Raw genomic sequence first — 22,113 nt, 5'->3', positions numbered from 1 at the left:
TTTTCCTATTTACAAGACATTTCCGCGGCGTTATAATGTGGTGGTAAAAACGAAATTCCGAATTTCCTGACGGAAAACGGGGGAACCAACTCTTGGGGTGAATCGAAAGAGGAAGACAACCTTATGCTTCTAACCCGACAGCTAACCTCGTAGGCAAAAGGTAAGGTCCCATAGGACCGGGAGGTCTATTTTTCATGCGCAAATTTACATTTTCTTCATTTTCTCAATTGCTTTTAGGGCGTCCGCTCAAGAGCACGGAGCTCAGTCACGAGCAGCTGCCGAAGTGGAAAGCGTTGCCGATTTTTTCGTCCGACGCTCTTTCCTCCATCGGTTACGGTCCGGAACAAATCGCGCTCATTTTGGTATTGCCGGGACTGATTTTATATGACTATTTTCCGTGGATTATCGCGGCGATCGTGGCATTGCTTTTCATCATTACGATTTCCTACGCGCAGGTCATCAAAGTATATCCCAAAGGCGGCGGCTCGTATGCGATCGCCAAAGAATATCTCGGTGAATATCCGGCGCTGCTCGCGGCGGCGAGTTTATGCGCGGACTACGTGTTGACGGTCGCGGTATCGGTATCGTCCGGTACGGCGGCGCTGATTTCCGCGTGGCCGGAGCTTGCGCCGTACCAAATTTCCATTGATCTTTTCGCAGTGTTTGCGATATTGATGCTGATCAATTTGCGCGGTTTGCGCGAAGCGTCCAACGCCTTTGTGTGGCCGACGTATGCTTTTTTGGTCACCGCGCTGCTGCTCGCCGGATCGGGTCTCTACCAAATTTTTGCGCTCGATCGACCGCCGGTCATTTTGCCGCAAGCGACGACTACGATCACGCCGGCCGTTCTTTACTTTTTACTGTTGCGGGCCTTCGCCAACGGTTGTTCTTCGATGACCGGCGTGGAAGCGATCGCGAACGGCTCGGGCGCGTTTCGGGAACCAGCGGCAAAGAATGCAAAAGAAACGATTGCCATGATGGCGATTATTTTGGCGACGCTGCTGCTCTCCACGGGTTTTCTCATCGTGCATTTCGGTTTGCTGCCGAGCGCGGACCGCACCTTGCTCTCGCTTTTGGCGGAGACCGTGTGGGGACGCGGAACGGGTTATTTCATCTTCCAACTGCTGACCACGGTAATTTTATATTTAGCCGCCAACACCGCGTACAACGGTTTACCGCCTCTGATGTCCATTTTGGCGCAGGACGGTTACCTGCCGCGCTACCTCGCGCACCGCGGTTCGCGTCTTTCCTTTGCCAACGGCATCGTTTTACTGTCGCTTTGCGCCGGCGGACTGATCGTCGCGTTCCACGGCGATGTGGAACATTTGATCTCGCTGTACGCATTGGGCGTATTTCTTTCCTTCATGCTGGCCCAAGCGGGTCTTTGCGTGCATTGGTTCCGCCAACAGCCGCGCCCGCACGGACGACTCTTGCTGAACGGTTTCGGCGCGCTGGTCACGGCGACCGTCGTGAGCATTATTTTAGTCACCAAATTCATTCACGGCGCCTGGATCATTTTAATCTTCCTGCCGATTTTAATGCGCATATTTAAGGCGATTCATACACACTACGAAAAGGTACAGGAAGCGCTGACGCTTTCCTCGAAAGAACTGACGGAAATTCTGGCGCAGCCGGTCAACGACCATCATGTGCTGTTGCCCGTCGCAAGACCCACGCGCGCCGTCGCGCGAGCCTTGCGTTACGCCCGCGCCATTACCGACGATGCGCACATTCACGCGCTTCATATCGCCATTGACGCGGAGGCCGGCGAACGCCTCCGCCAAAAATGGCAACGACTTTTGCCCGCTATTTCGATGGCGGTAGTTCCGTCACCGTATCGGGATTTCTCCGAGCCGCTGTTGGATTACATTAAAGAATTTCGCGACCGCCACCCCGACGCGTCGATTACGATATTAATTCCGGAATTTGAGGTCGGTATGGGTTGGGAACGCCTGCTGCATAATCAGCAGGGTTTACAGCTGCGCTGGCAGCTTTTAAATCGATTTGACGTGATCGTGACAACCGTCCCGCTGTTATTGACGGATCCTCATGATAAAAAAGGTAAATAAAAAGAACGGACAGAAATGTCCGTTCTTTTTATTTGCTTATGTGGCCGGCGCGGCGATGAGTACGCTCAGACCGTAATGCACCAAAATACTCGCGAGCACGATGAGCACTAAATTCGCACGGTAAAACGCGAGCCCGATCGCGACCAGTAACGCCACCGTCGTGGCGAGCAACGGCGTCTCCTCCATGCTGACAAATACGCCGGGCACGATCAACACACCCAACACCGCAAAGGGAATCAAGGCGAGCGCAAAGGAAAGTTTTGGCGGCACTTTATCCGCTCGCCAAAAGAACGGCGGCGCAATGCGTGGCACCAAAGTAACGAGCCACATGCCGATCAGCAAAAGAATATAAAAGGCATCGCTTTGATTTACCATTGTAATCGCTCCTTTGCCGCCGTGACCAATGCGACCGCGCTGACTGTCGCGATGAAAATCGTCAAACCGTGGCCGATGCCGAGCAAACTCGCCAACGCGTACAACAGCAAATTCATCGTGACCGCGATCAGCGTCACCAAACGCGCCTGCAGCTGTTCGCGCAGCGCCGGCACCAGCAGGCCGAGAAACATCGCGTATAAACCGATGCCCATGGAGCTTGCGAGTGCGGGCGGCAATAAATCGGTCAGTCCGATGCCGAACGCCGTACCGACTACCCAAGAGAGATATCCCGACAGACCGATCCCGATGACATACTCCGGAGGCAACACCTGATATTTTCCAGTAGCGCGACGGAAAATAATTCATCGGTCGTCAACGAACCGACCGCCAAACGCTCTGACTTCGTCGCCCCCGCTTCCAAATTATGCGCGAGCCCCGCCGCCAAAAGCAGGTTGCGGGAATTCACTACCAGCGTGGTTAAAATAATTTCCCACACGCCCGTGCCGGTAATCATCAAGTTCGCCGCCATAAACTGCGCGGAACCGGCGTAGACGATCGCGGATGACGCCAGTACGAACCACGCGGGCATGCCGTACACGGAGGATAAGACACCGTACGCGATCGCGATCGGCATATAGCCGATAGCAATCGGCACTCCTTTTGCCAAGCTGCGGCGAAAATGCTTATTCATTGGCGTTTCCTCCTTTTCGTAATCAGTTAGCTAATGGTAACAGAAAGCGTCTCATGACGCAAGATTTACCGCTCTCATGCCGATTTTGCATCCACGCGCAACGGAAACGAAAATAAACCGCATTAAAATAAAATGTACGTTGTTCTTTCATGTTCTCCGTAAGGATGTACATTTCTCGCGGCCGGATATTTCCGAGCGCAACACGACGGAATCCGTTTCCATCGTGTTGCGGATCCGTCTAGCGTATTGGCGCATGATCATGCGCCGACTTGGCAACTTGTCCACGACATCGCCGCGAAACGCAATAAACGGTGGAGAACCTTCTCGAAAAATACATTTTTACCTAAGCCGAACATGTGAAAGCACCTATTTTACATGTTTTTCTCATTTTTATGGATTTTCGCTGGGCATGAAAATCAGTTATCCACATAACTATCCAAGTTGTCCACTCTATTTTTTTACTGTATTTTATTTTCCAATGATCGTCTTAACCATTGTATTGCAGTCGTTTTTATTTTTATCTCGACAGTTATTATGATGAGCGCACAAAAGTTTTCCACAGATACCTCTGTCTACTGACAGTGTATTTTTTGCAGAATCCGCCTGTTTACGGAATTCTCATTAAATTTATTGTGCTTTTGACACGGACAAGTGGATAAACGTGGACAAGTATGTGGATAAACCTTAATCTTTTTCACTTATCCACATGGTTTCCACAAATTTTATTTTGACGACGAAAATACATTGATTTCTTTTTATTCCGCAGTATTCCACAAAAAAAGAGCCGCGAGGGCTCTTTTTCAATGCTTAAACGGATAATTATCGGCGTCTCAGTGATGCGCGTGCGGCAACTGTTCAATAATGCGATATACCCATTCACCGGTTTGGTAGAGGTGTTCTTCCAATAGGCATTCTTCCGGCGTGTGAACTTTGGTCATGCCGGTCGCAAGTACGACTGCCGGGAAGCTGTGTTTATTGAAGTTGTTGGCGTCACTGCCGCCGCCGGTCGCGCCGACATTCGGTTCTAAGCCCGCTTCTTTCGCCGCGCGTTTGGCGACTTCGATGCAGAGGCTGTTTTCATCCACCAGGTACGGCTGATAAATTTCTTCCACTTCAACTTCCGCTTTGCCGCCCGAAAAATCTTTTTCCACAGACATGAACGCTTCCTTCATTGCGTCCGTCTGCTGTTTCAATTTAGCCAAATCACGGCTGCGCGCTTCGGCTTTGACGCTGCATTTATCCGCCACGATATTCGTCGCGATGCCGCCGTCGATGAAACCGACGTTCGCGGTGGTTTCTTCATCAATGCGACCGTACGGCAGACGCGCCAGCGCCGTGCCCATCATGACGATGGCGTTCACGCCGTCTTCCGGCGCCAGGCCCGCGTGTGAGCGTTTGCCGTGCATGGTGACGCGAATCGCGTTTTGTCCCGGTGCCTGGTTAATGATTTTACCCGGCGCGCCGGACGAATCCATAACGTAACCGAAGTCGATGCCTTGGGTAAGTTTCGTGTCGATATTGCGCGAGCCGCGCAAGCCGCCTTCTTCCGCCACGCAGAAGATGACAACGATCTTGCCGTGCGGCAGAGAGTGTTCTTTCATCAGGCGCAAGCCTTCCAAAATCGCGGCCACGCCAGATTTGTCATCGCCGCCCAAAATCGTATCGCCTTTCGATGTAATCACGCCGTCTTTCAAGACCGGTTCGATCCCCGCGCAGGGTTCGACGCAGTCCATATGCGCCGTGAAAGCGACCGTCGGCAAACCTTCCATCGTCGCGCCGAAAGTGGCGATAATATTGCCGGCATTGCCGTTAATTTTGCTGCCCGCATCATCTTCTTTAACATCTTGCGCGCCCAGTTTTTTCAGGCGTTTTTTTAATACATCGGCGACTTCGCGTTCGTCACCTGTCGAGCAAGGGATGCGAATCAATTCGTAAAATTCGTTCAACATGCGTTCTTTATTAACGTTCATCGTTTCTTTCCCCTTTCATCACCGGTGGTTGTCTCACTGTCCCACCAAAATCCTCTGCGAATGGCCGTCGGGCCATATTTGTCCTGGAGCTTGTCGATCGTTTCCTGCGCTTTGCGCTCGCGCGCCGTGCCGTCCGCGAAAAGCGACATCGGCTCCGTTCCCGCCGGCAACAGCCCCGATACGGTCACGCCCAGGAGTCGTATACCTTCTGTGAGTTTAAGTTTATTATACAACGAGAAAACCGCCGCCGACAACGCCTGCGGTAAATCAATCGGATCGGCGAGCGTCACGGAGCGCGTGATCGTCTTGTACGAACCGTAACGCAATTTCAGCGTGACCGTGCGGGCGACCAGTCCTTTTTGGCGTAAACGGCGCGCGACGGTATCACTCGCCTGCAAAAGGTAACGGCGAATATCCGCATCCGCATGGAGATCCCCCGCGAACGTTTCCTCTTCCCCGATCGATTTGCGCGGCGCGTGCGCGACAATCGGACGATCGTCGCGAGCATGCGCCAATTCCCAGAGCGTTTTCCCCTGCTGACCGATTTGCCGCGCCAATTGATCCGGATCGGCCGCCGCCACATCGGCGATCGTGACATAGCCGAGCGTTTCCAGCTCCGCTTCCAGCTTCGGACCCACGCCCCAAAGACGACGCACCGGCAACGGCGCGATCATTTCCTGCGCCTGTTCGTAAGGAATAATGACCAAACCGTGCGGTTTTTCCAAATCGCTCGCAAGCTTCGCTAAAAATTTATTGCCGCCGATGCCGACCGACGCCGACAAACCGACCGCATCGTAAATATCACGTTGCACGCTGCGGCCGAGCGCTTTGAGCGTCGGAAACTGCGTCCCCATGCCGGAGATATCCAAAAACGCTTCATCGAGCGACAGCGGCTCGATTTCGGGCGCGTATCGATATAACACTTCATGAATCAACGCGGATACTTCACGATACACATGCATGCGCGGACGCACAAAAATCCCCTGCGGACAACGTTGGCGCGCAATGCTCCCCGCCATTGCGGAGTGCACGCCGTACGCGCGCGCTTCGTAGGAGGCGGTCGCCACCACGCCGCGCCGTTCCGAGGCGCCGACAATTACGGGCAGTCCTCGCCATTGCGGGTGGTCGCGTTGCTCGACGGAAGCGTAAAACGCGTCCATATCCACATGCATAATCCAGCGTCTGCGCATCGTATCTCCTTTCTAAAAAGATTCACCCGCCGCTCGACGGGTGAATCTTTTACTTGCTCATTTTTTCGACGCGACCTTCGGTTTCGCCGCGGGTTTTACCGCGGTTTTTCTTTTTGCTTTTGTCGTCGCGGCAGAACGTTTCGCTGCCGCTTTTCTCGTCGGCTTTTTCTTCGCGGCTCGGCTTTCCACGACCGTCGTGACCGTCGCTTGCGAGCCTTCCTCTGCTTTTTTCAGTTGTTTCGCGTCGACTTCACTTTTATTTTTAGACTCTTTTTCTTTGTGCTTTTTTTCCTTTTTGTCTTTCTTTTTATCTTTCTTTTTGTCTTTCTTTTTGTCTTTTTTCTTTTTCTTCAGCGACCATTCCTGCACGCGATCGCTTTCTTCATCGGGATCATCGTCCCTTTCGTAATTGTTGTCGTCATCATCGTCGTCATCATCGTCTTCTTCATATTTATCATCGTCATCTTCCGATTTACGCTTGATTTCCTGCCATTCCAACCAATCCGCGTCCCCCGTATAGGAAAACGTCTCACCGATTTCGTCATCATCATCTTCCGCGAGCGCTTCATCCGCCAATTCATTATACAGAGTAATAATCTCATCAATCCGATCGCCGAGCTCCCGATAGCGTTTCAGACGCAAGCGAATCTGCTCTTCGGCAAATTCATACACCGCCGGTGCATTGGGGCCGTCCGCCGCCTGATCCATTTCCTGATGCTCACGACGTTGGGCGGAAAGATCTTCGAGCATATCCTGCCCGTCCAAAAGTTCGACACACACTTCGTGCAATAATTCACTTAATGTCAAACGGTATGTGTCTACATCTCTGCGCTGTGTCATAGCTTCCTCCTTTGGCCATTGCCTTACTAACGTATTCGTCGCGCGACGGCGGATTCCTTTTTGCACTTCCCGTTTTTCTCTGTGTTATACTTCTACTATACTATAAATATGTAAATATAGTATTTTTTCGACAAGGAGAATGAATATGGACAGCGACCATCCCGGATGGCAAATCGCATTACTGTTAATTTTAATCATTGCAAACGGCGTTTTTTCCGCCACGGAACTCGCCATCGTCAGCGCGAAAAAGCCGCGTCTCGCCCAGCGCGCGAGCCAAGGTGACAGCGGCGCGAAAGCGGCTCTTAAAATCGCGCAGGACCCGAACCAATTATTTTCGACCATTCAAATCGGCATCACCGCGATCGGTATCATCACCGGTATGGTCGGTGCGTCCACCTTATCGGATCCCTTGGCCGCCGCGCTCACGCCGGCTCTGGGACACTACGCGCAAGCCGTCAGCCTCTTTTTGATCATGGCCGTCGTCACGTTCTTGACGCTGTTGATCGGCGAGCTCGTACCCAAACGCATCGCGATCAACTCGCCGGAAAGCGTGGCCAGCTGGGTCGCGCGTCCGATGAATCTTTTCGCGCGCATCAACCTTCCTTTAGTCTGGTTTCTGACGTTTTCCACCACGGCCACGTTGAAACTTCTCGGGATTAAAATCAAAGCGGAGCAACCGGTCACGGAAGAAGAAATTCGTTTTCTGCTTCGGCAGGGCGCCCGTCTCGGCACCTTTGACGCCGACGAACCCGAGCTCATTGATCGTGTCTTTCGCTTAAACGATATCCCCGCCGAATACATCATGACGGCGCGACCGCAGCTGGAATGGCTCGATCTCGCCGAAAGTGAAGAAGCGCTCGGCGCGCAACTGTTGCGCTCCACGCACACGCGCCTGCCCGTCGGCTACGAATCGCTGGACGATTTTCGCGGCATTGTTCAATTGCGCGATCTCTTGTTATTGCGTCTGCACCGCCCCGAAATGCGCTGGCACGCGCTCATCGCGCATTGCGTCACGACGCCTCTGTATATTCCCGAGACGCTTACCCTCAATAAAACGCTTGATCTCTTCCGCGCGAAAAACGCGCATGAGGCCATCATTTTGGACGAATACGGTTCGCCGGAAGGCATGATCACGCTGCACGATATTTTGGAAGAAATTTTGGGCGCGATGCCCGGCAGCGTCGCCGAACGTATCGAAGAACGCAACCGCATCGTCAAGCGCACACCGAATTCATGGCTCGTCGACGGACTGTTGCCGATCGAAGAATTTAAAGAGTATTTTCAAATCACCGACGCGCTTCCCAAAGAGGGCGAAGATTTTTACAAAACGCTCGGCGGTTTCGTTATCTATCTCTTCGGATATCTCCCAAAAGAAACCGAGATCATCTCGTATCGCAACATGCAGTTTGAGGTCATGGATAACGACAACTACCGCGTCGATAAAATCCTCGTCACCAAAAAAGCGCAGGGCCCCGACGGAGAAATTAAAGAAGCCTAGTTGCATAATCCCCCCGCGCGTTTTATAATGACGGTAGATAAAGGCAGTAACCGCCGCTCGTATCTATAGCAAGATTCTTTTCGGTACGGAACGTAATCGACTATCGGTCAGTGATTTCGAATCGTAGGAAGACGCAGCCTTTTCCGAGCGGCGGTTTTTGATTGCAAAAAAAGATCCCACCCTCTGACGTCAGAGGATGGGATCTTTTTACTCTTCTCTCCGATAGACCCATGTGTAAATCGCGGGCAGGAAGAACAGCGTGAGGAGCGTCGCGATGAGCAGGCCGCCGGAAAAGGCGAAGGCCATCGGTCCCCAGAAGTAGGAACGCATCAGCGGGATCATGCCCAAAATCGCGGCGAGCGCGGTGAGCAAGATCGGCCGGAAACGCATCATAGCGGCATTAACGACGGCCTCGTGGAGAGGTTCGCCGTCCGCGCGATGCGTTTCAATCTGATCGAGCAGAATAATCGAGTTACGAATGATCATGCCCGACAGCGCAATGATGCCAAGAATGGCGACGAAACCGAGCGGTTTACGTGTCAATTGCAAGGCGACGATGGAACCGATAAGACCGAGCGGCGCGGTGATGGCCGCCAGGATCATGAGTTTAATTTTACCGAGCTGGAACATGAGGACCATGAGAATCACAAAAATCATGACCGGCATGACGACGACGATGGAGTCCACGGATGTGTGACTGCGTTCGACACTGCCGTCATATTCGAGAGAATATCCCGTCGGCAGATTTTCACGGAAATCGGCAAGCGTTTTCGTGTAGATCCGCTCCGAAACGGTATCGGCCGGCGTATCATCGGCGACATTGGCGCGAATGGTAATGGTCGGCGTTAAGTTGCGCCGCCAAATCATCGTATTTTCCGTGGTCGGCGTGAGCGTCGCAAATTGACCGAGCGGCACGTAACGGCCGCCGCCGACATGCACGGCAAGATTCGCCAAATCGCCCAATTGCTGACGACCCGGCGGCAAACGGAATTTGACCGGTACGAGTTGATCGCCGAGGTAAGCCGACGATACCTGGTAGCCGGAAAGCTTGGTGTAAAGATCGGCGGCGACGGCGTAATTATCCGCGCCGAGTTGACGAATCCGATCCTGATCGATTTTGACTTCGACGGACGGCGTCATCTGCGGCCAATCCATATTGACCAAACTGACTTCTTTATCCTGCTGCATCAGTTGCACACCTTCATTGGCGTACTTCTGCAGTTGCTCGGTATCCGGACCGGACAAACGATACATGATCGGATACGGCGCCGGAGGACCGGTTTGAATCAAGCGAATATTGCTGCGGACATCGGGAAAATCATCCGCCAGCACTCGCTCCACATCGGTTTGCAGGGAACGACGCGCGTCGGTGTCTGTCGCGACAATGACCGTCTGCGCGTAGTTAGTGCGCGGCGGCACCGGTTCAAACGGCAAAATAAAGCGCGGCGCGCTTTCGCCGATGTAGCTGGTAACGGACTCAACACGTTTGTCCCCGTAAAAATGAGCCGTAAACTCGTTGGTCATTTTTTTCGTCGCTGCTTGCGTCGCGCCGAGCGGAAGCTCTGTTTCGACAATCAGTTCCGGTCGAACGGACGCGGGGAAAAATTCTTTTTTCAACAACGGATAGGAAATCGCCGCGATCAGAAATGCGGCAATCGTCGCGAGCACAACCGTTTTACGATAGCGCAAGACGGTTTCCAGCGAATTTTTAAATCCGTTTAATAACTTCTTCTGGAACGCGCCCCAACGGGTTTCCTTTTGTTCATCCGGCGGTGTCACCTTAATCATTTTATAGCCCAATACGGGGCTAACGAGTACGGAGGCGAACCAGGAAATGATAAGCGCGATCGCGGTGACGGAAAAAAGGCTCTCCGTGTATTCGGCGACAATCCCTTTGGCAAGACCGATCGGGATAAACGCGGCGGCGGTAATCAGCGTGCCGGAAAGCATCGGAAACGCGGTGATTTCATAGGCCGCGGTCGCCGCGTGCAACCGATCCACGCCCTCTTCCAGTTTGCGTTGCATCATTTCCACGACGATGATAGCGTCATCGACCAAAAGACCGAGAGAAATGATGAGCGCGCCTAAGGAGACGACCTGCAAATCAATTGCGAAGTAATGCATGATAACGAAGGTAGCCGCGACAACGACCGGAATACACAGCGCGACGACCGCGCCGGAGCGCCACCCCAGCGCGAGGAAGCTGACCAGCAATACAATCACGATCGCCTCGGCAAGCGCTCGTGTAAATTCGTTGATCGCGCCGGTGACGACTTCCGGCTGGTTGGTGACCTGACCGATCTCCAATCCTACCGGCAAATCATTTTTATACTGCGCGATCGCCTCCGTCAATTCATCGCCGAGATTCAAAACGTTCCCGCCCGGCGCCATGGAGATCGCAATGCCGACGGCTTCTTTACCGTTGAACATCATGACCGGATTTTGCGGATCGGCGTACGCCTGCTTGACGGTCGCGATATCACCGAGACGAATGGAGCGTTCACCCATGTGAATGGACAAATTTTGAATGGCTTCCGCGGAATCTAAAAGTCCCGTGATGCGCAACGCGACATTATGCGAACCGGTACGCACAGAGCCAGCGGGCAACAATGTGCCCTGCTGCTGCAACATTTGGAAGACCATGCGCGGATCGATACCGAGCTGCGCCAGTTTCGCTTCTTCCATTTCGATATAAATCGTCTGCTCCTGGACACCGAGCAATTTTACTTTTTGCACTTCGGGAATTTTCAAAAGCTCACGACGCAGTGTTTCCGCGTATTCCCGTTTTTCCTCGTAGGAAAAATCATCCCCGGTGAGCGCGTAAATCGAGCCGTAAACATCATCAAACCGATCATTCATGAACGGACCGACGACCCCTTTCGGGAGCTCGCGCCAAACGTCATTGGTGAGATTGCGCACATCGGTCCAGGTCGGCCGCACGCTTTCTTTGGGAAGATCTTCGCGCAACCAAACGTAAATAACCGTGGTGTCCCCGTTGGTGAAGCTTTTGATGTAATCAAGCCCCGGCGTATCTTGCAATTTCTGCTCGATCTTATCGGTGACCTGTTCGTTCATCTGCTCGGCGGTCGCGCCCGGCCAAGCCGCGGCGATCGTCATCGAGCGAATCGAAAAGTCGGGATCTTCGCGCCGACCCAAGTCAAAGAAACTCACGATGCCGGCGATTAAGATCGAAACGATAAAAAAGTAAACGATGGGGCGGTGTTTGACCGCCCATCGCGCTAAGTTAAATGATTTCATATCCGGACCGCTTGCCCTTCCGTCAGATTTTGCGCACCGGCAACAACGACTCGATCCCCTTTATTGAGACCGGAGGTAATTTCCACCTGATCGCCTCGGTACGCCCCTGTCGTTACGTTGACAAGAGTGACTTTTTCATCCCGCACGACCCAAACGGCCGGTGTTTTGGATTGCGGCGCAAGCGCGCTCAAAGGTACCAGTATCTGCTCGCCGGACGCGCCCGTGAAATGCACTTCGGCCGTACTGCCGAGCGCCAATTGCGCCGGCGGATCGCTGAGCGTCAACTTCGCGTCATAGGTTCCCGTTTTCGGATTCGGCGCCGGTGAAACTTCGCGCATTACCGCCGTCGATTTTTGGTCCGGTAACGCCCAGAATGTCACTTCGGCGGAGCTGCCCACCGGATAATCGGAAATATTTTTTTCCGTAAGGGAAATCTGTACATCCAAACTGCTGTTATCAACGATCGCCACGACCGGCATACCCGCGCTGACGACCTGGCCGATTTCCGCCATGATCATGCCGACAACACCGTCACGATCCGCCCGCAAAGTGGCAAACGACGCTTGATTTTGCGCCCGATATAAAGCGGCCTGCGCCTGATCGTGCTGCGCTTGCGCCAACTGCTGTTTACTGCGCACTTCGTCAATTTTCAGCGCCGAAATCGCGTCTTGCGCATAGAGAGTTTCCATGCGCGCGAGTGTTTTATTCGCGAGTTCCAATTGCGCGGCGGCGGCGTCGGCCTGTCCCTGCGCCGCGTCGACTTGCGCTTCCACATCATTCGCATCTAACGAGAATAAGGGATCGCCCGTTTGGACACGATCGCCGGACTGCACGAATTTATGCACGATTTTTCCCGGAATTTGAAATCCTAAAGGAGATTCCGTGCGACCATGCACCGTGCCGGAAAACGAATGTTCCGCCGCGGTTTCCGTCGCGCCGATCGTCATCGTTTTAACCAATGGCGGCGGTACTTCGGCTGTCGAACTTTTGCCGCATCCGCACACCGCCAAACATAATATCGTCAACATTAACCATTGCCACCAATGCTTCATTATGCTGCCTCCATCTATCGTCTTTTTGCCACGGCGATTTTTTTGTTTAGATATATTATAGCAATCGGCCTTGTAAATGGCGAATTATTATTTCTTTTTCTTTCATTGTTTAACTTTTTGTATAATAAAAACGATCCCTTTCGGGATCGTTTTTATGTTCATTCAAGCGTCAACTTCTTCGCCGCTTTGCGCGAGCAATTCGTCGTCATGCGGATCCAAATTGACTTCTTCCAACGGAATTAATTTCGTTTTGTGTTTCATTTTGTACCAAAAATGCACGGCAAGGAATACCGGAATGCCGACGTACGCGACACTGGCACCGTACCAGTCAATTTTCTGACCGGTAAAGGCGGTGTAGTTCTGCCCCGCCATGACAATCAGGCACAAGACCAGCGCGAAGATCGGGCCGAAAGGATACAGCGACGCTTTATACGGCAAATCATTTAAATCGTAACCTTGGCGAATATACGCGCGACGGAAGCGATAGTGACAAATCGCGATGCCGACCCAGGTAATGAATCCCGCCATACCGCTGATATTGATCAGCCAGTTGTATGTGGCGCCGTCACCGATGAAGCTCGTAAGGAATGCGGCGATACCAAACACGGCCGTCGCAAACAACGCATTGGTCGGAATACCGCGTTTATTGACTTTCAGAAACACTTTCGGCGCTTTGCCTTCCGCGGCCAACGCGTACAGCATACGAGTCGATACATACACGCCCGAGTTGCCCGCCGAAAGTACCGCTGTCAAAATAACGGCATTCAAAATGCCCGCCGCGGCCGGCAAACCGAAATGTTCAAAGACGAGCGTAAACGGACTGATCGCGATGTTTTCCACCGAACTGTTTAAAAGGTTGGGATCCGTATACGGAATCAGGAAACCGATGACCGTGAAAGCACCGAGATAAAACAACAGGATGCGCCAGAAAATGGTGTTGACCGCTTTCGGTACGTTTTCTTTCGGGTTTTCCGATTCACCCGCCGCGACACCGATCATTTCCGTGCCCTGGAACGAAAAACCGGCGATCATGAAAATGCCGAGAACGGCCGCCCAGCCGCCGACAAACGGCGCCTCTCCGACCGTCCAGTTGGTAAATCCGGGCGATTCGGCGCCGATACCGAGGATCAACAATGCGCCGACAAAGAGAAACACGATGACGGTCATGACTTTCACGCCGGCAAAAATAAATTCACTTTCACCGAATAAGCGCGTTGACATATAGTTTAAGCCGAAGATCAGAACAAAGAACAACGCGCTCCAGACAATGGACGGCGTATCGGGAAACCAATATTTCATGATCAGAGCGCTGGCGACCAGTTCCGCCGCCAATGTAATGGCCCAGTTGAACCAATAGTTCCAACCGAGCGCAAATCCGAATGCCTCATCCACAAACCGTGCAGCGTACGTTCCGAACGAACCGGAAACCGGCATGTAAGTGGCCATTTCACCCAAGCTCGTCATCAAGAAATACACCATGATACCGATGAGCGAATACGCGAGCAGCGCGCCGCCCGGACCCGCTTGGGAAACGGATTCCCCACCGGCTACGAAGAGACCGGTACCGATGGCGCCGCCAATGGCGATCATATTCATATGACGTGCTTTCAGACTGCGTTTCAATTTCGGAGCCGTTTCTTCTCCCGGAAGATAGCCGTCTGTCAAATTAGGTTCCGCCATCTGTCATCACCTTCTTTTCCTTTTTTTAATTAGTTCAATTATAGCATTAAGGTCTGAAAATGCAAGCCAAAATACTTTTTTCCGCAAAAATTCCTTTTGATTATTATTTTTCCACGTACTTCATTATTTTTCCCCGTACTTCATCATTTTTTCTCCGGTTTCCATTGATTTAGAGAATATTTTAATAACGTAATGTGCGTATATAGTAGATGGTTAATAGTATATTACTTTTTGTTTCTATATCTGGTACTAATAAACCTTCCGTCGATTTCTGTTTCTCTTTCGTCAGTGCTGTTTTGTCATATGTGAACGGATCCATCTGAATCACCGTGCAAATTTAACTGAAAGATCGCACAAAAAAACGGCCGAAGCCGTTTTTTATAAATCGAGGTTGGTAACATTTTTCGCGTTTTCCTGAATGAAACGCCGCCGCGGTTCGACTTTGTCTCCCATCAATACGGTAAAAATCCGATCCGCCGCCATGGCATCTTCCATACCGACCTGCAACAGCGTGCGATACTGCGGATTCATCGTCGTATCCCAAAGTTGTTCCGAGTCCATTTCGCCGAGACCTTTGTAACGTTGCACGGTGATATTTTCCCGACCGATCTCATCGAGTTTTTGCGCCAATTCTTCGTCACTGTACATGTACCATTTGCTGCGTCCTTTACGCAATTGGTATAGCGGTGGCTGCGCGATATAAATGTGCCCTTCTTCCAGTAACGGAGTGAGGTAGCGGTAGAAGAATGTCAACAACAAGGTACGAATATGCGCGCCGTCGACATCGGCATCCGTCATGATGATAATTTTATAGTAACGCAATTTACTGAGATCAAATTCCTGTCCGATGCCGGTACCGAACGCCGTGATCATCGAACGAATTTCTTCATTATTCAAAATGCGATCCAAACGCGCTTTTTCAACGTTCAAAATTTTACCGCGCAGGGGCAAAATCGCTTGGAAGCGACGATCGCGGCCGGATTTTGCGGAACCTCCCGCGCTGTCACCTTCGACAAGATAAATTTCCGTCATTTCCGGATTGCGTTCGGAGCAGTCGGCAAGTTTACCGGGTAAACTCGAAACTTCGAGCGCGTTTTTACGGCGCGTCAGTTCACGAGCTTTACGAGCCGCTTCCCGCGCGCGACTGGCAAGCAATGCCTTTTCAATAATTTTTTTGCCGTCGACCGGATGTTCTTCCAGATAAATGTGCAATCCTTCCGAAATCAACGTATCGGCAATGCCTTTGACTTCGCTGTTGCCGAGTTTCGTTTTCGTCTGACCTTCGAACTGCGGATTGGGAACTTTCACGCTGATGACGGCGGTTAAACCTTCGCGCACGTCGTCACCGGAAAGATTTTCTTCATTTTGCTTAATCAGACCGGAACGCCGCGCATAGTCGTTAATCGTGCGCGTCAACGCGGCGCGGAAACCGGATAAATGCGTACCGCCTTCAATGGTATTGATATTGTTGGCAAAGGAGTAAACATTTTCACTGAAACCGTCATTGTACTGCATGGCGATTTCGATAAAAATGCCGTCGCGATCCCCTTCAAAATCAATCACATTCGGATGAATTGTTGATTTATTCGTATTTAAATATTTGACGAAAGATTTCAGACCGCCTTCGTAATGGTAGCTTTCGGAATATTTTTCATCGTCGCGTTCGTCCGTTAACGTAATGCGTAAGCCTTTATTTAAGAACGCGAGTTCGCGGAAACGCGATGCGAGCGTGTCGAACGAAAATTCCACGCCCTCCGTGAAAATTTCTTTATCCGGTAAAAAGGTAACTTTGGTGCCGGTCGTTTCGACATGGCCGTAGGAATGCAAAGGCTCGCTGATATGACCGCGGACAAAAGCGATTTCATGCGTTTTACCGTCACGCCAAACCTGCACGTCCATTTTTTCAGACAAGGCGTTAACAACAGATACGCCGACGCCGTGCAAACCGCCGGAAATCGTGTAGCCGCCGCCGCCGAATTTACCGCCAGCGTGAAGCACCGTCAACACGACTTCGATCGCGGGGCGACCGGTTTTATGCATATCGACAGGAATACCGCGACCGTCATCGACCACCGTCACGCTGTTATCTTGATGAATCGTAACTTCAATATGAGTACAGAAACCGGCCAACGCTTCGTCGATAGAGTTATCCACAACTTCATAGACCAAATGATGCAGACCGCGCGTCGATGTGTCGCCGATGTACATCCCCGGACGTTTGCGAACGGCCTCCAACCCTTCCAGGACCTGAATATCCTGCGCGCCGTAACCGGTTTTACGAGTATTTTCTGCCATAGTTTCCCCTTTTCAAAATTTTTATCTTAATTATATACAGTATACTATAAATAATTTTAAAAATACACTTATTTTATCAAAATAAGCCCATAATGGGCCTATTTTGATTTTTGTATGGGGTAAGTATCGATACGAATAAAATCCTCTTATTTTTTATTTTACGTCATTTATCTTCCGCTTTACGCACAAACTTCGCCAAAAGATTGCGAACATGATCCTCCGTCAGTTCCTGCGGTTCGATACCGGTGAGTAAACTCGCGAGCATGACCTGCTCCGCCGCTGTTTCTACACGATGATAGATATGATCGAGCGTCCGATAGATCAAGTATTGCCGCGACTGCGCATACATGCTCTCGCTCGTGCCCACAGCCGCGATGACATCCCGATACGACGCGGCCGGATGCTCTTTCAGATAGCGGGTGACGGCGTGACGTTCTTGCGCCTGCGCCCGCAACTTGCACATTTCACAAGTACCGTCGACCGCGTCCGTCAACTGGTGGCAAACCCCGCACGGTACAAAACCCGCTTCCCGTCGCGCCAATTCCAGCGCCAGCTGCCGTTCGCGCAAATGAATCAGCGATTGTTTTAAAGCCGGATCCGGTACCGCCGTAAAAAACGCAGCCACTTCTTCTTTCTGCGCCGCGGTCAATGCGGGAATATGCTCCTGTGTCCGTTTTTCCGCCGCTTTTTTTGGCGCCTGTTGCGCGCGACGACCGGTGCGAAATTTTAAATCCGTGATGGTGTATTCCGGAAATCGATCGACCAATTTTTTAATAATTTTTTCCCGCTGAATAAAAAGTTCATTCAGCCAGACTGAATTATCCGCAAGTACCGTGACCGTCACGCCGTCATACTTACCGATAAAGGATTTTTTCGCCAGTATTTTGCCGACGACTTCGGGCCAACTTTCCTGCAATCGGTACAACTGCATTTGCGGCTGGTCTTTCCATTGTTCCGTCCAAACGGCAAGCGCCTGTTGTAAAGAATTCAAATTATGCGCCATGGGATTTCTCCAAGCAACGCATATCGACCGGTTCCGGCAAACGGTTCGGACGATACGCGGCGGTCATGATCAATTGCAATTGTCGGTCGGCAGTCCAGCGTAACAGTTCCTGTTGCCGTTCCTCATCGAGTTCGCTGAGGACATCGTCCAACAACAGTACGGGCAATTCGCCGACATGTTCTTTTAAATACGTGGTCTCGGATAATTTTAACGCCAAAATGGCGAGCCGCTGCTCGCCCTGCGATCCGTAATCGGCCAAATTTTTATCCTCATGGTAAAACACCACATCGGCACGATGCGGTCCGATGGAGGTAAAACCGCTTTTCAAATCACGTTCCAGCGTTTCTTTATATAGATGTAAATACTCCTCTTTGGAAATGTCTTCACATTTGGCATAGAAACGCAGGTATTTCAAATGCACGTTGAGATCTCCGGCCGACCAGGTTTGCGAAGTCGGTCCGACCAGCCTATTCCACTCCTCCAGCGCCTGCATTCTCGCGTTGGTAATATAGACGGCCTGCGTCGCCAGCTGCTCGTCCCACGGTGCCAAATCCACCGCCCGCTGCGCTTTCAGCAGTTGATTGCGTTGCGCCAAAATCCGATTGTAACGCAGTAACGCATCATAATAGAGCGAATTCGCCCGCGCCAAACTCAAATCCAAAAAACGGCGGCGCCCCTGCGGACTGCCTTTGATCAACTGCAAATCATCCGGTCCGAAATAAACGGTATGCAATGTCCCGACCAATTCTTTTTGGCGAACCGGCGTCGCATTGATCCACATTTCTTTGCGTTTATTTTTATATACATTGATTTGGATTTTTTGCGCTACTTCATGGCGCGTAAAATCGACCCGAACGGCGGCGCTCTCCGCGTTGTGCCGAATCATCAGCCGATCATGACTCGTGCGCGGTGATTTTCCCACGGAAGCCAAGTACATCGCTTCCAAAAGATTCGTTTTGCCGCAACCGTTCGGGCCGTAAAGCAATGTCGTCGGAGCGGAAAGCGTCAGCGAATATTCCGCATAGCTGCGAAAATCCGTCACCGCAACGGTGGCGATTTTCATACTTCGGACACAACCGTGAAACTTCCCTGATCGGGCACATCGACGCGATCATCGGCGGTAATTTTTTTGCGAACTACGGTGCAAGGTTCGCCGTTGACCCAAACTTCACCGCTGCGGATCAATCCTTTCGCCTCCGCCCCCGAACCGACCACGCCGGCGAGTTTCAACAGTTCATTTAACGCAATAAAAGACGTATGAATCGTAATTTCTCGCATCTTAATGCCCTCGCATCGGCGTGACCACATAGCGGTAATCCGGATCGTTTTCCTGTTCCACAAGCATCGGTCCGTTTTGCAGGATATGTAGGGTAATTTTATCGCCTGTCGAACGTTTTAAAATATCGAGCAGGTAGAAACAGTTGAACACGATTTCCAATGCTTCTCCCTCATAGTTCACCGGTAATGTTTCTTCCGTGCTTCCCACTTCGGCGCTCGTCGCGCTGATTTCCACACTGCCGTCGCCCCATTTTAAGGTAACGGTTTTGTACGCCATGTTGCGCGAAATTAACGCTGCGCGTTCCAATGCCGCGGTAAATTCGCGCCGATCGATGATCGCCTTCGCATCAAAACGTGCCGGAAACACGCGTTCATAATCAGGAAATTCACCCGCGATCAAATTGGACATGAAGTATACGCCCGCAAATTCGAACGCGACATAATCACGGTGCCAGGAAATCGTCACGTCGACCGGTTCATTTGTCGGTAACAAACGCACCACATCGGCGAGCACGCGTTCGGGAATCACCAAACGCACCGGCTGCGCCAACGCATCCGCCAACACCACTTCCCGCAATGCCAACCGGTGCGTATCGGTAGCGACCATGCGCGCCGCTTTCTCCCCCGCCTCCAGCAAAATGCCGCTGAAAATCGGACGTTGGTTGTCACCCGCGACAGCGAATTGCGTCAGACTATACATATCGCGCAGCTGATCGCTCGGCAACGTGAATTGTTGCGGATGATCCAATTCATCCAAACGGGGAAATTCGCCCGCGACGCCGGTTACCATTTCATTTTCACTGCGCCCCGCACGAATCAATAATGTGGATGCGCCGGTCTGACTTTGGATTTCTACCGTGCCCGCCGGCAACTTTTTGATCAATTCCGGCAAATACGCGGCCAATACGACCGTTTCACCGGGTTCGGTGACTGTCGCTGGCGTGCGGACCCGTACACTGACCTGGTAATCCGTCGCCTGTATTTCCAACATATTGTCGGCAGCGCTTAATAAAATTCCCGCATACGCATTATTACCGACTTTCGGTGCGGCGGCACGGCTTACTTGATCCAATGCCGATTGTAAAGCTTGGGTGGGTAACGATAATTTCATGATGGCCTCCTTACGATGGCGATGTTTTGATTGTTTACAGTTAAATAATAGCAGTAGTAGTAGACGCGGTGGAAAAGTGGATAATCCGGTCAAAGCTTGTAAATGTTATTCGCATCGATGTGAATAAGTCGGTGGATAAAAGATAAAATTGCGCTCCTTATCCATCATGCCTGCCGGTAAAGTGGATAACATCCGGAATTATCCACGTCATTTTCGCTCTTCATCCGCTTGTTATCCGCCGGTCAGAAATTGTCGGATCTGTTGCATCTCTTCCTGCAGCTTGATATTGGTTTGCAGTTCTTTATAAATTTTGTCGTAAGCGTGCATGACGGTCGTGTGGTCATTTTTGTTGAATGCCGCCGCGATTTCTTTAAAGGATAAATCCAACATGTCACGGCAGAGGAACATGGCGATTTGCCGCGGGAAAACGATATTTTTCGGACGTGTTTTGCCGACGAGTTTATCACGGCGAATTTTATAAAAGCTTGCGACTTCGTTGATGATAATATCCGGATTCAAAATAATGCGGCGTTCCGCCGGCAGTATATCGGCCAGCTGTTGCTGTGCCCACTCGACCGTAATCGGTTCCGGTGATAATGACTGTAATGTGGCGATGCGATTAAATACGCCACCCAGTTCCCGAAAATCTTCGGTAAAATTTTCCGCGAGAAACGATACGACATCCGTCGGCATGGAAATTTCCGCGGCGGCTGCTTTTTTCTGTAAATAGGCGCTGCGGATTTCAAAATCTGGCGGCTGTATTTCGACGACCAGGCCCATGCGGAAACGCGAAATCAGTCGCTGTTCGACCTTCTCCATATTTTCCGGTAACCGGTCGCAGGTCATGACGATTTGTTTTTTACTGTTCAGTAGTTCATTGAACGTGTGAAAAAACTCCAACTGCGTGCCGTCTTTTTTCCCGAAAAATTGCACGTCATCGATGAGCAGATAATCGACGGAACGATATTTTTCCCGAAAGGCGCGGTTGTGCTCCACTCCTTTTTGCGTCAGAGCGGAAATGAAATCATTGGTAAAATCTTCGCTCGTGAGAAATAAAAATTTCTTTTCCGGCGTGTGGGCGCGCACATAATTGCAAATGGCATGCATCAAGTGGGTCTTGCCGAGTCCCGATGGCCCGTAAATGAACAACGGGTTTTGATATTGCGCCGGTTGTTGTGCGACGGCGAATGCCGCGCTGCGCGCCAAAGTATTGGAATTGGAAACAATAAAATTATCAAAGGTACAAGCGGGATCGATGGGAATCGAATGCTTGCCGAAGTTGTACTCACTTTTCGGCGCTGCGGGGATTTGTACTGCGGCGGCCGGAGTAGTGCTCGGCGAGGTTTCCTGCACGCCGGTTGGTGTCGGTTTGTGGAATACCGGCACCGGAGGTTCGGGCAATGTAAAAGTTTCCGTGGTGTTTGTCGACGGCAACGGCGGTATCGGTACGTCCGTCGCTTGGGGCAAGGTGATTTGCAATGTAAGCGGCCGTGCGGCCACTTCGTTGACAGTCGCCTGCAAATCGCTTAAGAGATTTTTTTCGAGCCAAATTTTTAAAAACGGTTTACTCACTTGCGCCGTCAATGTGTCTTCCGTTAATGTCAGCGGCAAGACATGCGACATGAGCCAGTTCAACATCTCCGGGGAAATCCGTTCGCCCAGTCGGGCAAGTACGGCTTCCCAAAAGTCAAAAATATCGGTCATAAAATTCTCCGTGAAAATGGTGGAAATAAAAGTAAAAGTATTGTAAAACAAGGGTTTAATGCTGTGGACAATGAGGATAAGTTGGTGGACAACTCCGTG

General features: G+C 51.4%; 17 protein-coding genes and 1 riboswitch. Of the genes, 2 read left to right on the top strand and 15 right to left on the bottom strand.

The window, feature by feature from the left end:
• Window positions 1-45 precede the first annotated feature (45 nt).
• A riboswitch (cyclic di-AMP (ydaO/yuaA leader) is annotated at window positions 46-170 on the top strand.
• Between the two features lie 24 nt (window positions 171-194).
• Window positions 195-2,069 (top strand): APC family permease, encoded by a 1,875-nt coding sequence (locus tag KIB08_RS02025; RefSeq protein WP_303988918.1) that lies wholly within the window; start codon window positions 195-197, stop codon window positions 2,067-2,069.
• A gap of 36 nt (window positions 2,070-2,105) precedes the next feature.
• Here KIB08_RS02025 and KIB08_RS02020 read toward each other — a convergent pair whose 3' ends face one another.
• The 6 genes from KIB08_RS02020 to KIB08_RS01995 all read right to left on the bottom strand — a co-directional run bounded on the left by KIB08_RS02020 (window position 2,106) and on the right by KIB08_RS01995 (window position 7,135).
• Window positions 2,106-2,444 carry an AzlD domain-containing protein gene (locus KIB08_RS02020; RefSeq protein WP_303988915.1) on the bottom strand — a complete coding sequence of 113 codons (339 nt, stop codon included), beginning with the start codon at window positions 2,442-2,444 and terminating at the stop codon, window positions 2,106-2,108.
• Window positions 2,438-2,770 carry a hypothetical protein gene (locus KIB08_RS02015; RefSeq protein WP_303988912.1) on the bottom strand — a complete coding sequence of 111 codons (333 nt, stop codon included), beginning with the start codon at window positions 2,768-2,770 and terminating at the stop codon, window positions 2,438-2,440. The genes KIB08_RS02020 and KIB08_RS02015 overlap by 7 nt, the downstream gene beginning before the upstream one ends.
• Window positions 2,716-3,135, bottom strand: a complete 420-nt coding sequence (locus tag KIB08_RS02010) for an AzlC family ABC transporter permease (RefSeq protein WP_303988909.1) — start codon at window positions 3,133-3,135, stop codon at window positions 2,716-2,718. Before KIB08_RS02010 ends, KIB08_RS02015 begins: the two co-directional genes overlap by 55 nt.
• Before the next feature lie 830 nt (window positions 3,136-3,965).
• Window positions 3,966-5,105 carry a M20/M25/M40 family metallo-hydrolase gene (locus KIB08_RS02005; RefSeq protein ID WP_303988906.1) on the bottom strand — a complete coding sequence of 380 codons (1,140 nt, stop codon included), beginning with the start codon at window positions 5,103-5,105 and terminating at the stop codon, window positions 3,966-3,968.
• Window positions 5,102-6,295: a DNA polymerase IV gene (locus KIB08_RS02000; protein WP_303988903.1), complete on the bottom strand. Its 1,194-nt coding sequence runs from the start codon at window positions 6,293-6,295 to the stop codon at window positions 5,102-5,104. Before KIB08_RS02000 ends, KIB08_RS02005 begins: the two co-directional genes overlap by 4 nt.
• Before the next feature lie 57 nt (window positions 6,296-6,352).
• Window positions 6,353-7,135: a hypothetical protein gene (locus tag KIB08_RS01995; RefSeq protein ID WP_303988901.1), complete on the bottom strand. Its 783-nt coding sequence runs from the start codon at window positions 7,133-7,135 to the stop codon at window positions 6,353-6,355.
• A gap of 145 nt (window positions 7,136-7,280) precedes the next feature.
• On the opposite strand from KIB08_RS01995, the gene KIB08_RS01990 reads away from it, so the two are divergent.
• Complete coding sequence (locus KIB08_RS01990; protein ID WP_303988899.1) at window positions 7,281-8,633, top strand: hemolysin family protein; 1,353 nt, start codon at window positions 7,281-7,283, stop codon at window positions 8,631-8,633.
• A gap of 207 nt (window positions 8,634-8,840) precedes the next feature.
• Here KIB08_RS01990 and KIB08_RS01985 read toward each other — a convergent pair whose 3' ends face one another.
• The 9 genes from KIB08_RS01985 to dnaA all read right to left on the bottom strand — a co-directional run bounded on the left by KIB08_RS01985 (window position 8,841) and on the right by dnaA (window position 22,014).
• Window positions 8,841-11,891: an efflux RND transporter permease subunit gene (locus tag KIB08_RS01985; RefSeq protein WP_303988897.1), complete on the bottom strand. Its 3,051-nt coding sequence runs from the start codon at window positions 11,889-11,891 to the stop codon at window positions 8,841-8,843.
• Window positions 11,888-12,943, bottom strand: a complete 1,056-nt coding sequence (locus KIB08_RS01980; protein WP_303988895.1) for an efflux RND transporter periplasmic adaptor subunit — start codon at window positions 12,941-12,943, stop codon at window positions 11,888-11,890. The genes KIB08_RS01985 and KIB08_RS01980 overlap by 4 nt, the downstream gene beginning before the upstream one ends.
• A 162-nt stretch (window positions 12,944-13,105) precedes the next feature.
• Window positions 13,106-14,623, bottom strand: a complete 1,518-nt coding sequence (locus tag KIB08_RS01975) for an amino acid permease (RefSeq protein ID WP_303988892.1) — start codon at window positions 14,621-14,623, stop codon at window positions 13,106-13,108.
• A 378-nt stretch (window positions 14,624-15,001) separates the two neighbouring features.
• Window positions 15,002-16,918: a DNA topoisomerase (ATP-hydrolyzing) subunit B gene (gyrB, locus tag KIB08_RS01970; RefSeq protein ID WP_303988889.1), complete on the bottom strand. Its 1,917-nt coding sequence runs from the start codon at window positions 16,916-16,918 to the stop codon at window positions 15,002-15,004.
• 163 nt (window positions 16,919-17,081) lie between these two features.
• A complete protein-coding gene (locus KIB08_RS01965; RefSeq protein ID WP_303988887.1) occupies window positions 17,082-17,921 on the bottom strand; it encodes a DUF721 domain-containing protein in 840 nt (279 codons plus the stop codon).
• Complete coding sequence (gene recF, locus KIB08_RS01960) at window positions 17,911-18,984, bottom strand: DNA replication/repair protein RecF (protein WP_303988884.1); 1,074 nt, start codon at window positions 18,982-18,984, stop codon at window positions 17,911-17,913. Before recF ends, KIB08_RS01965 begins: the two co-directional genes overlap by 11 nt.
• Window positions 18,981-19,199 carry an RNA-binding S4 domain-containing protein gene (locus KIB08_RS01955; RefSeq protein ID WP_303988881.1) on the bottom strand — a complete coding sequence of 73 codons (219 nt, stop codon included), beginning with the start codon at window positions 19,197-19,199 and terminating at the stop codon, window positions 18,981-18,983. The genes recF and KIB08_RS01955 overlap by 4 nt, the downstream gene beginning before the upstream one ends.
• Window position 19,200: 1 nt before the next feature.
• Window positions 19,201-20,310, bottom strand: coding sequence for a DNA polymerase III subunit beta (dnaN, locus tag KIB08_RS01950; protein WP_303988878.1), 1,110 nt, complete (start codon window positions 20,308-20,310; stop codon window positions 19,201-19,203).
• 231 nt (window positions 20,311-20,541) lie between these two features.
• On the bottom strand, window positions 20,542-22,014 hold the full coding sequence (dnaA, locus tag KIB08_RS01945; protein WP_303988876.1) for a chromosomal replication initiator protein DnaA: 1,473 nt from the start codon (window positions 22,012-22,014) through the stop codon (window positions 20,542-20,544).
• Between the last annotated feature and the right edge of the window lie 99 nt (window positions 22,015-22,113).

The sequence above is a fragment of the Negativicoccus succinicivorans genome, from assembly GCF_018372215.1.
In the GTDB taxonomy this organism is placed as follows: Bacteria; Bacillota; Negativicutes; order Veillonellales; family Negativicoccaceae; genus Negativicoccus.
The sequence above is the reverse complement of the archived record's forward strand: the minus strand, read 5'-3'. Positions and strand labels throughout refer to the sequence as shown.